This is a genomic window from Okeania sp. KiyG1 (assembly GCF_014132355.1).
In the GTDB taxonomy this organism is placed as follows: Bacteria; Cyanobacteriota; Cyanobacteriia; order Cyanobacteriales; family Microcoleaceae; genus Okeania.
The window spans coordinates 1-15,136 of record NZ_BLZO01000197.1 but is presented as its reverse complement, the minus strand read 5'-3'; the positions used below and the strand labels follow the sequence as shown (position 1 = coordinate 15,136).

1 protein-coding gene is annotated in these 15,136 nt (G+C 50.4%); it reads right to left on the bottom strand.

What is annotated here, in order from left to right:
* Positions 1–15,076: SdrD B-like domain-containing protein (locus SAGCYANO_RS43080; RefSeq protein ID WP_202225616.1), on the bottom strand; the 15,076-nt coding region annotated here is incomplete at its 3' end.
* Positions 15,077–15,136: the final 60 nt, after the last annotated feature.

Below are 15,136 nucleotides of genomic sequence, written 5' to 3'. Positions count from 1 at the left end.
TCGACGTACCACCAGCTACTGGCGTATCTAGACCGTTATCATTATTATCCGTCGTATCGGTAGCATCCTCACCCGGGAACGATTCTTTATTCTCCAGTGGCTGACCAGGAACAAAGTTCATCGCTGGTACATGGATAAAGTAATCACCCGCTACTAAATCATCGAAGTAGTAGTAACCGTTCGCATTCGTACTCATTGTGGCTAGCGGCGCATCTACGCCTACTACCGAACCGCTACTGTACAACTGCACCGTTACATTCTCAATTGGCATATCCGTACCCCCTTCAAAGGTACCATTACCATTCACATCCATATAGATGTAGTTACCAACTGCTACTAGCTCCGTGCGGAAAGTCAAGTCAATCGTTCCATTTACATTATCATCATCCAGGGTACCTGGATAATCCGTCTGATCTTCTCCCGTGGGCTCACTATTTGGCATCAGCGTAAACGTATTGGTTGACGTACCACCAGCTACTGGCGTATCTAGACCATTATCATTATTATCCGTCGTATCTGTTGGGTCTTCACCCGGGAATGATTCTTTGTTCTCTAGCGGCTGACCCACCCCAAAGTTCGAGGCTGGTACGTGGATGAAGTAATCGCCCGCTACTAGATCATCAAAGTAGTAATAACCCGTCGCACTCGTACTCATCGTCGCTAGCGGCGCATCTACCCCAACCGTAGCTCCTCCGGCGTATAAGCTAACCGTCACATTTTCTAATGGCATATCCGTTCCTCCTTCAAAGGTCCCATTGCCATTCACATCCATATAGATGTAGTTTCCTACCGCTACTCGCTCCGTACGGAAGGTCAAGTCAATCGTCGCATTTACATTATCATCATCCAGGGTACCTGGATAATCTGTCTGATCTTCTCCCGTGGGCTCACTATTCGGTGTCAGCGTAAAGGTATTGGTTGACGTACCACCAGCTACTGGCGTATCTAGACCATTATCATTATTATCCGTCGTATCGCCAGCATCCTCACCTGGGAATGATTCTTTGTTCTCTAGCGGCTGACCCACCCCAAAGTTCGAGGCTGGTACGTGGATGAAGTAATCGCCCGCCACTAGACCATCAAAGTAGTAGTAACCCGTCGCACTCGTACTCATCGTCGCTAGCGGTGCATCTACCCCAACCGTAGCTCCTCCGGCGTACAAGGTAACCGTCACATTTTCTAATGGCATATCCGTTCCTCCTTCAAAAGTACCATTACCATTCACATCCATATAGATGTAGTTTCCTACCGCTACTAGCTCCGTACGGAAGGTCAAGTCAATCGTCGCATTTACATTATCATCATCCAGGGTACCTGGATAATCCGTCTGATCTTCTCCCGTGGGCTCACTATTCGGTGTCAGCGTAAAGGTATTGGTTGACGTACCACCAGCTACTGGCGTATCTAGACCATTATCATTATTATCCGTCGTATCGCCAGCATCTTCACCCGGGAACGATTCTTTGTTCTCTAGCGGCTGACCCGCTCCAAAGTTCGAGGCTGGTACGTGGATAAAGTAATCGCCCGCGGCCAGGTTATCAAAGTAGTAATAGCCCGTCGCACTCGTACTTGTCGTCGCAAGCGGTGCATCTACCCCGACCGTAGCTCCTCCGGCGTACAAGGTAACCGTCACATTCTCTAATGGCATATCCGTTCCTCCTTCAAAGGTCCCATTACCGTTCACATCCATATAGATGTAGTTTCCTACCGCTACTCGCTCCACAGGAGTAAAGAAGGTCAAGTCAATGGTCGCATTTACATTATCATCATCTAGGGTACCTGGGTAATCTGTCTGATCTTCTCCCGTGGGCTCACTATTTGGCGTGAGTGTAAAGGTATTGGTTGAGGTACCACCCGCTACCGGCGTATCTTGACCATTATCATTATTATCCGTCGTATCGGTATTATCCTCACCCGGGAACGATTCTTTGTTCTCTAGCGGTTGACCCGCTCCAAAGTTGGAAGCTGGTACGTGGATGAAGTAATTACCCGCTACTAAACCATCAAAGTAGTAATAGCCCGTTGCACTCGTACTCATCGTCGCAAGTGGCGCATCTACCCCAACCGTAGCTCCTCCGGCGTACAAACTAACCGTCACATTCTCTAGTGGCATATCCGTTCCTCCTTCAAAAGTACCATTACCATTCACATCCATGTAGATGTAGTTACCTACCGCTACTAGCTCCGTGCGGAAGGTCAAGTCAATCGTTGCATTTACATTATCATCATCCAGGGTACCTGGGTAATCTGTCTGATCTTCGCCCGTTGGCTCACTATTTGGCATCAGCGTAAAGGTATTGGTTGAGGTACCACCTGCTACTGGCGTATCTTGACCATTATCGTTATTATCCGTATTGTCTGTTAGGTCTTCACCCGGGAATGATTCTTTGTTCTCTAGCGGCTGACCCGCGCCAAAGTTGGAAGCTGGTACATGGATGAAGTAATCACCCGCATTCAAGCCATCAAAGTAGTAATAGCCCGTCGCACTCGTACTCATTGTGGCGAGCGGCGCATCTACCCCAACCGTCGCTCCGCCGGCGTACAAGGCAACCGTCACATTTTCAAGCGGCATATCCGTACCTCCTTCAAAAGTCCCATTACCATTCACATCCATATAGATGTAATTACCTACCGCTACTAGCTCCGTGCGGAAGGTCAAGTCAATGGTCGCATTTACATTATCATCATCCAGGGTACCCGGATAATCTGTCTGATCTTCGCCTGTTGGCTCACTATTCGGTGTCAGCGTAAAGGTATTGGTTGACGTACCACCAGCTACCGGTGTATCTAGACCGTTATCGTTATTATCCGTATTGTCTGTTGGGTCTTCACCCGGGAATGATTCTTTATTCTCCAGCGGCTGACCTACCCCAAAGTTCGAGGCTGGTACGTGGATGAAGTAATCACCCGCTATTAGGTTATCAAAGTAGTAATAACCCGTCGCACTCGTACTCATTGTGGCAAGTGGCGCATCTACCCCAACCGTAGCTCCTCCGGCGTACAAGGCAACCGTCACATTTTCAAGCGGCATATCCGTTCCCCCTTCAAAAGTCCCATTACCATTCACATCCATATAGATGTAGTTTCCTACCGCTACTAGCTCCGTGCGGAAGGTCAAGTCAATCGTCGCATTTACATTATCATCATCCAGGGTACCCGGATAATCTGTCTGATCTTCTCCCGTGGGCTCACTATTCGGTGTCAGCGTAAAGGTATTGGTTGACGTACCACCTGCTACTGGCGTATCTAGACCATTATCATTATTATCCGTATTGTCTGTTGGGTCTTCACCCGGGAATGATTCTTTGTTCTCTAGCGGCTGACCCGCCCCAAAGTTCGAGGCTGGTACGTGGATGAAGTAATCGCCCGCCACTAGACCATCAAAGTAGTAATAGCCCGTCGCACTCGTACTCATTGTGGCGAGCGGCGCATCTACCCCAACTGTAGCTCCGCCGGCATACAAAGTAACTGTCACATTCTCAAGCGGCATATCCGTCCCCCCTTCAAAAGTACCATTACCATTCACATCCATGTAGATGTAGTTACCCACCGCTACTAGCTCCGTACGGAAGGTCAAGTCAATGGTCGCATTTACATTATCATCATCCAGGGTACCCGGATAATCCGTCTGATCTTCACCCGTGGGCTCACTATTCGGTGTCAGTGTAAAGGTATTGGTCGACGTACCACCAGCTACTGGCGTATCTTGACCATTATCATTATTATCCGTCGTATCGGTATTATCCTCACCCGGGAACGATTCTTTGTTCTCCAGCGGTTGACCCGCTCCAAAGTTCGAGGCTGGTACGTGGATGAAGTAATCGCCCGCTATTAGGTTATCAAAGTAGTAATAGCCCGTCGCACTCGTACTCACCGTCGCTAACGGTGCATCTACCCCGACCGTAGCTCCTCCGGCATACAAAGTAACCGTCACATTCTCTAGTGGCATATCCGTTCCTCCTTCAAAGGTGCCATTACCATTTACATCCATGTAGATGTAATTACCAACCGCTACTAGCTCCGTACGGAAGGTCAAGTCAATGGTCGCATTTACATTATCATCATCCAGGGTACCTGGATAATCTGTCTGATCTTCGCCCGTTGGCTCACTATTTGGTGTCAGCGTAAAGGTATTGGTTGACGTACCACCTGCTACTGGCGTATCTAGACCGTTATCATTATTATCCGTCGTATCGGTATTATCCTCACCCGGGAATGATTCTTTATTCTCTAGCGGCTGACCCACCCCAAAGTTCGAGGCTGGTACGTGGATAAAGTAATCACCCGCGGCCAGGTTATCAAAGTAGTAGTAACCCGTCGCACTCGTACTCATCGTCGCAAGTGGCGCATCTACCCCAACCGTAGCGCCTCCGGCGTACAAGCTAACCGTCACATTCTCAAGCGGCATATCCGTACCTCCTTCAAAGGTACCGTTACCATTCACATCCATGTAGATGTAGTTTCCTACCGCTACTAGCTCAGCAGAACAAGCGCTCTGCATCACAGTAGTTGTAATTCGGCAGGCATTATCATTATCATCGGTTATCGTGATCGTATAAGTCGTTACCCCATCGGCACTACCATCCTGCAGACGGAACGCTACTGAGCTACCATAAGCTACTCCCGTAGCTGCTCCTCCTCCTCCTAAGGTTACTACACCTCCATTATCAGCACTTACCGAGTAAGTCGTTCCGATATTCGTACCCACTGGATTTAGATTAAACGTAATGTAATCATCACTTGGATCAAACATCGTTCCATTATTATTACAAGTCTCCATCGTCTCACCCGCATCCGTTATATCACACACCGTCGAACAACTACTTTGCATGACCATAGTCGTAATCTGACAAGTGTTGTCTGCATCATCCGTAATCGTGATCGTATAGGTCGTTACCCCATCCGCACTACCGTCCTGTAAACGGAACGCTACTGAGCTACCATAAGCTATTCCCGTAGCTGCTCCTCCTCCTGCTAAACTCACCGTTCCTCCATTATCCACACTCAAAGAATAAGTAGTCCCTAAGCTTATGCCCGTTGGATTTAAATTAAACGTAATATAATCATCTGAAGGGTTCGCATTCGTCCCATTATCGTTACAATTCTCAGCCGTTTCTCCAGCATCCGTCAAATTACAAGGAACTGTACGGAAGGTCAAGTCAATCGTACCATTTACATTATCATCATCTAGGGTACCTGGATAGTCCGTCTGATCTTCGCCCGTGGGCTCACTATTTGGCGTCAGTGTAAAGGTATTGGTTGAGGTACCACCCGCTACTGGCGTATCTTGACCATTATCGTTATTATCCGTATTATCTGTTGGGTCTTCACCCGGGAATGATTCTTTATTCTCTAGTGGCTGACCAGCACCAAAGTTCGAGGCTGGTACGTGGATGAAGTAATCACCCGCTATTAGGTTATCAAAGTAGTAATAACCCGTCGCACTCGTACTCGTCGTCGCTAACGGTGCATCTACACCGACCGTAGCTCCTCCGGCGTACAGCGTAACCGTCACATTCTCAAGCGGCATATCCGTACCCCCTTCAAAAGTACCATTGCCATTTACATCCATGTAGATGTAGTTACCTACTGCTACCAGCTCCGTGCGGAAAGTCAAGTCGATCGTCGCATTTACATTATCATCATCCAGGCTACCTGGATAGTCCGTCTGATCTTCTCCCGTGGGCTCACTATTTGGTGTCAGCGTAAAGGTATTGGTTGACGTACCACCAGCTACCGGCGTATCTTGACCATTATCATTATTATCCGTCGTATCGGTATTATCCTCACCCGGGAACGATTCTTTGTTCTCTAGCGGTTGACCTACCCCAAAGTTTGAGGCCGGTACATGGATGAAGTAATCGCCCGCTACTAGACCATCAAAGTAGTAATAGCCCGTCGCACTCGTATTCATTGTGGCGAGTGGTGCATCTACCCCGACCGTCGCTCCGCCGGCGTACAAGGCAACCGTCACATTTTCTAGTGGCATATCCGTCCCCCCTTCAAAAGTACCATTACCATTCACATCCATATAGATGTAATTACCTACCGCTACTAATTCCGTACGGAAAGTCAAGTCAATCGTTGCATTCACATTATCATCATCCAGGGTACCTGGGTAGTCCGTCTGATCTTCTCCCGTTGGCTCACTATTTGGCGTCAGCGTGAACGTGTTCGTCGACGTACCACCCGCTACCGGCGTATCTTGACCATTATCATTATTATCCGTATTGTCTGTTGGGTCTTCACCCGGGAATGATTCTTTGTTCTCTAGCGGCTGACCCACCCCAAAGTTCGAGGCTGGTACATGGATGAAGTAATCGCCCGCTACTAGGCCATCAAAGTAGTAATAGCCCGTTGCACTCGTACTCATTGTGGCGAGCGGCGCATCTACCCCAACCGTAGCTCCGCCGGCGTACAAGGCAACCGTCACATTTTCTAGTGGCATATCCGTACCTCCTTCAAAGGTCCCATTACCGTTCACATCCATATAGATGTAGTTACCTACCGCTACTAGCTCCGTGCGGAAAGTCAAGTCAATGGTCGCATTCACATTATCATCAGGCAAACTACCCGGATAATCCGTTTGATCTTCACCCGTTGGCTCACTATTCGGCGTCAGCGTAAACGTGTTCGTCGACGTACCACCAGCTACTGGCGTATCTTGACCATTATCGTTATTATCCGTATTGTCTGTTGGGTCTTCACCCGGGAACGATTCTTTGTTCTCTAGCGGCTGACCCACCCCAAAGTTGGAAGCTGGTACGTGGATGAAGTAATCTCCCGCTACTAAATCATCAAAGTAGTAGTAACCCGTTGCACTCGTACTCATCGTCGCTAAGGGTGCATCTACCCCGACCGTAGCGCCTCCGGCGTACAAACTAACCGTCACATTCTCTAATGGCATATCCGTTCCTCCTTCAAAAGTACCGTTACCATTCACATCCATATAGATGTAGTTACCCACGGCTACTAACTCCGTACGGAAGGTAAAGTCAATCGTTCCATTTACATTATCATCATCCAGGCTACCTGGATAATTCGTCTGATCTTCCCCACTCGGCGCAGCATTTGGCGTCAAGGTGAACACATTAGAAGAAATACCATTCAACTCAGGATTTCCATTGTCTATCCCATTATCGTCACCATCCGTATTATCCGTCGCATCCGCTCCGGGGTAAGATTCCTTATTCTCCAGTGGCTGACCCGCTCCAAAATTCGACGCTGCTACGTGCACAAAATAGTCGCCTTCATCCAGCTCATCAAAGTAGTAGTAACCTGCCGCATCCGTTGTCTGCATACCTAGCGGCGCATCCACTCCCGGACTAGCACCACTAGCGTACAACTCTACCAACACGTTCTCCAAGGCCATATCTGTACCGTTGAATACCCCATCATCATTTACATCCATGAACACGAAGTTACCCACCGCTACTTTCTCCGTACGGAAGGTAAAGTCAATCGTCCCATTTACATTATCATCATCTAAAGTGCCCGGATAATCCGTCTGATCTTCGCCCGTCGGCTCACTATTTGGCATCAGCGTAAAGACATTTGACGACGTACCACCATTATCTGGGGTGTCGATACCATTATCATCACCATCACTGGTATCCGTATTATCCGCTCCGGGATAAGATTCTTTGTTCTCCAGTGGCTGACCTACGCCAAAGTTCGACGCTGGAATATGAATAAAGTAGTCTCCGGCCGCTAAGTCATCAAAATAGTAGTAACCCGTCGCACTCGTCGTCTCCGTTCCTACCGGTGTAGAGACCCCCGCTACATCGCCACTGCTGTATAACGCTACCGTTACATTTGCCAACGGCATATCGCCAGCCTCAAATGTACCATTATCATTATTGTCCATGTAGATGTAGTTTCCTACCGCTACTCGCTCCGTACGGAAGCCAAAGTCAACCGTAGAATTCACATTATCATCATCCAAGGGACCTGGATAATTCGTCTGATCTTCGCCCGTCGGTTCATCATTCGGCGTCAACGTGAATACCGGAGTAGAGATACCTCCGTTCGTGGGCGTATCCAACCCATTATCATTATCATCCGTCGTCGTCGTGCCATCAAAACCCGGTGTAGATTCCTTGTCTTCCAAGGGCTGACCCGCCCCAAAATTCGACGCTGGCACGTGGATAAAGTAATCACCCGCCACCAAATCATCGAAGTAGTAGTACCCACCCGCATCGGTCGTTGTCGTCGCCACCGGCGTATCCGTACCCGCTACCGCACCCGCATTGTAGAGCTCTATGGCTACATTCGGTAGGAGCATATCGCCAGCTTCAAACGTACCGTTGTTATTGTTGTCCATATATACTGTACTACCTACTGCTACCCGCTCGGTACGGAACCCTAAGTCAATCGTCCCATTCACATTATCATCATCCAAGGGACCCGGATAATCCGTCTGATCTTCTCCCGTCGGCTCACTATTGGCCGTCAAGGTGAACGTATTCGACGACGTACCGCCAGCAACTGGTGTATCCCCACCATTATCATTATTATCCGTCACATCACCACCATCCGCACCAGGGACCGACTCCCGATTCAACAAGGGTTGATCCGCATTAAAGTTTGAAACCGGAATGTGAACGAAGTAATCGCCCTCGGGTAACTCATCAAAGTAGTAGTAACCACGGGGGTTCGTACGCATACTCGCAACGGGATTATCCGTTCCTACCACATCACCTCCGTTATACAGCTCTACCGTTATATTTTCCAAAGGCATATCCGTTAAGGATTCAAACGTATTGTTGTTATTGTTATCCAGGTAAATGACGTTACCCACCGCTACCCGCTCCACAGAACATGGACTTTGCGCTACCGCAGTGGTAACGGAGCAAGCATTATCTGCATCATCAACAATCGTAAGCGTGTAGGTCGTTACCCCATCCGCACTACCGTCCTGCAGACGGAAGGACGTGGGTACACTGTAATCTATATTCGTCGCTGCGCCACCTCCCAACAGGGTCACTGTAGCGCCATTATCTACACTCACCGAATAGGTTGGGCTTAGGTTTAAACCCGTCGGTTGTAGGCTGAAGGTAATGTAATCATCCGTCGGATCAAAGGCCGTGCCGTTGTCATTACAAGCTTCATCCGTTTCACCCGCAGCCGTCATTTCACACACCGGTGAACACGCAGATTGTGACACAAAAGTCGTAACTAGACAACCATTATCCACATCATCCGTCGCCGTGATCGTATAACTCGTTAACCCATCCGCACTGCCATTCTGTAAACGGAAGGCCGTCGCACTACCGTAAGCTACACTCGTAGCCGATCCGCCGCCCGCTAAAGTCACTACCCCGCCATTATCTACACTCACCGAGTAAGTACCGGACGTATTCGAGCCCAGCGGGTTAAGGCTGAACGTAATATAATCATCACTCGCATCCGACATCGTCCCATTGTCATTACACGTCTCTAGCGTCTTACCGATCTCGGTCAAATCACATACCGTTGGACAAGGACGCTGTAGCACCATGGTCGTTGCCCGACACGCATTATCTACGTCATCTACTACCGTAATCGTATAGGTCGTTACCCCATCCGCACTGCCATCTTGCAGGCGGAAAGCCGTCGCACTACCGTAAGCTACGCTCGTAGCCGCTCCGCCGCCCGCTAAAGTCACTACCCCGCCATTATCTACACTCAACGAATAAGTACCTCCCAGATTTGAGCCCATTGGATCCAGGCTAAAGGTGATATAGTCATCCGTCTCATCACTCGTCGTCGTATTGTCATTACACGTCTCTAAGGTCTTACCCGCATCCGTCAAATCACAATTACTCGAACACCCACTCTGCATCACTAGCGTCGTTACCTCACAGGTATTGTCCTCATCATCCGTCACCGTAATCGTGTAGGTTGTTACCCCATCCGCACTGCCATCCTGCAAACGGAAGGCCGTCGCACTCCCATAGCTAATGCCACTCGCCGCACCACCACTCGCTAAAGTAACCGTTCCACCACCATTCACACTCACGGAGTAGGAATCTCCGATATTCGCTCCTACCGGATTCAGACTAAAGGTAATGTAGTCATCACTCGCATCCGTCGTCGTCCCATTATCATTACACGTCTCTAGGGTTTCACCCGCATCAGACAGCGCACAAACCGTAGAACAAGCGAATTGCGATACTTGCGTGAGCACACGACAAGCATTATCCGCATCATCCGTCACCGTAATCGTATATACGGTGCCGTCCGCACTCCCATTCTCCAGGCGGAAAGCCGTCGCACTACCGTAATTTACGTTAGTCGCAGCTCCACCACCCCCTAGCGTTACCGTAGCTCCATTATCCACGCTCACCGAATAGGTCGCACCGATATTCGAACCCGTTGGATTCAGACTAAACGTGACGTAATCATCACTTGGATCCGCCGGAGTACCATTCGTATTACACGCTTCGGCCGTTTCACCCGCATCCGTCATATTACAGGCCGTTGAACACGAACTCTGCAGCACCGTTGTCGTAATCTGACAAGCATTATCATTCGCATCCGTAATCGTGATCGTGTAAGTCGTCGTGCCATCCGCACTCCCATCCTGTAGGCGGAAAGCCGTTACCATACCGTAGCTGATGCCCGTCGCAGCTCCGCCCGCAGCCAGCATCACCGTGCCGCCATTATCCGCACTCACCGTATAGCTCGCTCCCAGGTTCATACCCGTCGGGTTCAAGCTGAAACTGATATAGTCATCACTCGGATCCTCTATTGTACCGTTATCGCGGCACGCTTCCAGACTCTCGCCCGCTGCCGTTAGCACACATACCGGAGAGCACGCATTCTGGCTCACCAGCGTCGTAATCCGACATGAAGGGTCCGCATCATCCGTAATCGTGAGTGTATACGTTACCCCATTCGCACTCCCATCCTGCAAGCGCAAAGCCGTCGCCATACCGTAGCTCACATTCGCCGCCAGGCCACCACCCGCCAGGGTCACCGTCGCGCCATTATTCGCACTCACCGAATAGGTCGTACCCAGATTCGTACCCACCGGATTCAGGCTAAAGCTGATGTAATCATCACTCACATCCGATACCGTCCCATTATCTTCACACATTTCCAGGGTCTGGCCCGCAGCCGTCAAATCACAAACCGTAGAACAGGAGCCCTGCATCAGCGTCGTAATCGCCTGACATCCACTATCGCCATTATCCGTCAGCGTGATCGTGTAGGTCGTACTACCATCTGCACTACCGGTCTGCAAGCGGAAAGCCGTCGCACTCCCATAACTTACATTCGTGGCCGCTCCGCCACCCGCCAGGGTGACTACCCCACCATTATCCACACTCAACCCATAGCTTGAACCCAGATTCATCCCCACCGGATTCAGGCTAAAGGTGATATAATCATCGCTCGCATCAGCCGTCGTACCGTTGTCGTTACACGTCTCCAGCGTCTCGCCCGCATCACTAATATCACACATACTTGAGCATGAATTCTGCTGGACCGTCGTGGTCACCTGACAAGCCATATTCGTTTCCTCCGTGATCGTGATCGTGTACAATGTACCATCCGCACTCCCATTCTGCAAACGGAAAGTCGTTGAGGTGTTGTACACCATGCCTACCGCAGGGGTACCGTCCAACAAGGTCACTATTCCACCATTATCCGCCGTCACCGCGTAGCTAAATACGTTCATCCCCACCGGATCAAGATTAAACGTGATGTAATCATCACTCGCATCCGAAGGCGTCCCATTATCATTGCACGCCTCCAGCGTCTCGCCCGCATCACTCAGCTCACATACATCAGAGCACGTAGCCGCCATCACCGTCGTGGTGATCTGACAACTGTTATCCGCATTATCCGTCACCGTGATCGTGTAAGTCGTCGCTCCATCCGCACTCCCATTCTGTAAACGGAACGCCGTCGCGGAACCGTAACTCACGCCCGTAGCCGCTCCGCCACCCGCCAGGGTTACCGTCGCGCCATTATCCGCACTCACCGTATAACTCCCGCCCAGGTTAGCGCCTTGCGGATTCAAACTGAAGGTTACATAATCATCACTCGCATCCGACATCGTCCCATTATCATTACACGCCTCCATACTGCCTCCCGCATCCGTTAGCTCACAATCAGGTGAACACGAGGGCTGCGTAAGCATCAACGTTATTTCACAGGCACTATCAGCCGCATCCGTCAGCGTGATCGTGTAAGTCGTCGAACCATCCGCACTCCCGTCCTGTAAACGGAACCCTACTGCACTACCGTAGCTGATGCCCGTAGCCGGATCACCATTCGCTAAGCTCACTACCCCCCCATTATCCGCACTTACCGTATAACTCGCTCCCAAATTCGTACCCGTCGGATTTAGACTAAACGTGATATAATCATCACTCGCATCCGATGACGTCCCGTTATCATTACAAGCCTGCAGGCTTACACCTTCATCCAATAGGCTACACAAAGGAGAACAGCTACTCTGCATCACCGTGGTCGTGACCGTGCAGCTATTATCATCATCATCCGTGATTGTGATCGTATAAGTCGTTGAGCCGTCCGCACTCCCATCCTGTAAGCGCACAGCCGTCGCACTACCGTAGCTAATGCCCGTAGCCGGATCACCGTTCGCCAGCGTCACTACCCCGCCATTATCTGCACTCACCGTATAACTCGCTCCCACATTCGTACCCATCGGATTCAGGCTAAAGCTCACATAATCATCCGCCGGATCAGACGAGGTCCCGTTATCATTACAAGTCTCCAAAGTCGCGCCCGCTGACGTTAGCACACAGTCATTCGAACACGCTGACTGTATGACCGTCGTGGTGATCGTACAGCTATTATCCGCATCATCCGTAATCGTAATGGTGTAAGTCGTTGTCCCATCGGCACTGCCATTCTGCAAGCGGAACGCCGTCGCACTACCATAGCTCACCGTCGTAGCTGCTCCACCACCGGCTAAGCTCACTACCCCCCCATTATCCGCACTTACCGTATAAGTGCTTAAGTTGATACCCGTTGGATTCAGACTGAAGGTGATGTAATCATCCGAGGGATCTACCCCCGTCCCATTATTATTACACGCTTCCATACTCTCACCCGCAGCCGTTAAATTACACATCGTAGAGCACGAATTTTGACTTACCGTGGTCAGTACCTGGCACGTATTGTCATCATCATCCCTTACCGTTACCGTGTAAACCGTACTGCCATCCGCACTCCCGTTCTGTAAACGGAACGCCGTCGCACTACCGTAGCTCACACTCGTCGCCGCGCCGCCACCGGCTAGGGTCACCACCCCACCATTGTTCACACTCAACGAATAGCTACTGCCTAAACCCGTACCCGTCGGATTCAGACTAAAGGTGATATAATCATCCGCTGGATCGCTACCCGTACCATTATCATTACACATCTCCAAGGTCTCACCCGCAGCCGTTAGATTACACGGGGTCGACGAACACTGATTCTGTTGTACCGTCGTTGTAATCGTACAACTACTACCACCACCATCATCCGTAATCGTAATCGTATACAGCGTACCATCCGCACTCCCATTTTGTAGGCGGAAACCTACCGCGCTACCATAACTTACACCCGTGGCTGCGCCACCACCCGCCAGGGTCACTACCCCGCCATTATCCGCCGTCACCGAATAACTACTCCCCAGGCCTGGACCCGTCGGGTTCAAACTAAAGGTCACATAATCATCCGAGGGGTCTGCACCCGTCCCATTATCATTACAAGCTTCCATACTCTCACCCGCATCACCCAGCTCAATTACCGTCACCGTCACACAGTTACTGTACGCTAAAATCGAACAAGTGGGCCGACGGCTCACCCGGACATAACTCGTCGTTTGGCTAACCATACCCGGATCGTACGCATTGAAGCGCGTACCCGTACCCGCTGCCGTCACCGCTACTCCTCCTACTACCGGAGAGGCCGTACCAGAACCTACCGGTGGACAACCCTCCGTAAATGCGTACCACTGATACAGCGTCGACGAAGCTACCGCACCCGGTGGGTTATTCAAACTCGTCAGCCGCGCAGCCGTCTCGCCCAAACAAATCGTCTGATCACCCAAAACATCCCCGCCGTTCTCAAAACGGCAAAGGTCCGAGCAACTATTCTGCTGCACCGTCGTCGTAGCTTGACACGTATTATCGCTATCGTCCCTAATCGTTACCGTATACAGCGTCCCATCCGCACTACCTAATTGTAAACGGAAGTTCGTCGGCATACCGTAGCTGATGCCCGTGGCAGCTCCACCAGCAGACCCATCCGCATTCATTAGGATTACCGTACCGCCATTATTAACCGTCACCGAATACGTGCCCTCCAAGCCCGTACCCGTCGGATTCAGCGTAAACGATATAAAATCATCACTCGTATCGAAGCGTGAATTTGCATCATTACAATATTGATAAATGTTGCCCGCATCCGTGATCGCACATAAGGTCAAACACGAACTTTGCATCACCGTCGTCGTGACCTGACAACTGTTATCCGCAGCGTCCGTCACCGTAATCGTATACGTCGTACTGCCATCCGCACTCCCATTTTGTAAACGAAACGCCGTCGCACTACCATAGCTCACTCCCGTCGCCGAACCACCACCCGCTAGGGTCACCACTCCGCCATTATCCGCACTCACCGAATAACTACTCCCCAGATTGACGCCCGTTGGGTTCAGACTGAAGGTGATATAATCATCACTCGTATCCGGATTCGTCCCGTTATCGTTACACGTCTCTAGCGTCTCACCCGCATCCGTCAGCAAACAATCCAGTGAACAACTATTTTGAATTACCGTCGTCGTAATTTGACACGTGCTGTTATCATCATCCGTCACCGTAATCGTATACACCGTACTGCCATCCGCACTCCCATCCTGTAAACGGAACGCCGTCGCACTACCATAGCTCACATTCGTCGCCGAACCACCACCCGCTAAGGTCACTACCCCGCCATTATCTACACTCAACGAATAACTCGAGCCCAAATCACTACCCATCGGATTGAGGCTAAACGTAATATAGTCATCCGCAGGATTCGTCCCCGTTCCATTATTATTACACGCTTCCAGCGTCTCACCCGCAGCCGTCAAATTACATAAGGTCGAACAACTACTCTGTGACACCATCGTCGTAACCTGACACGTATTGTC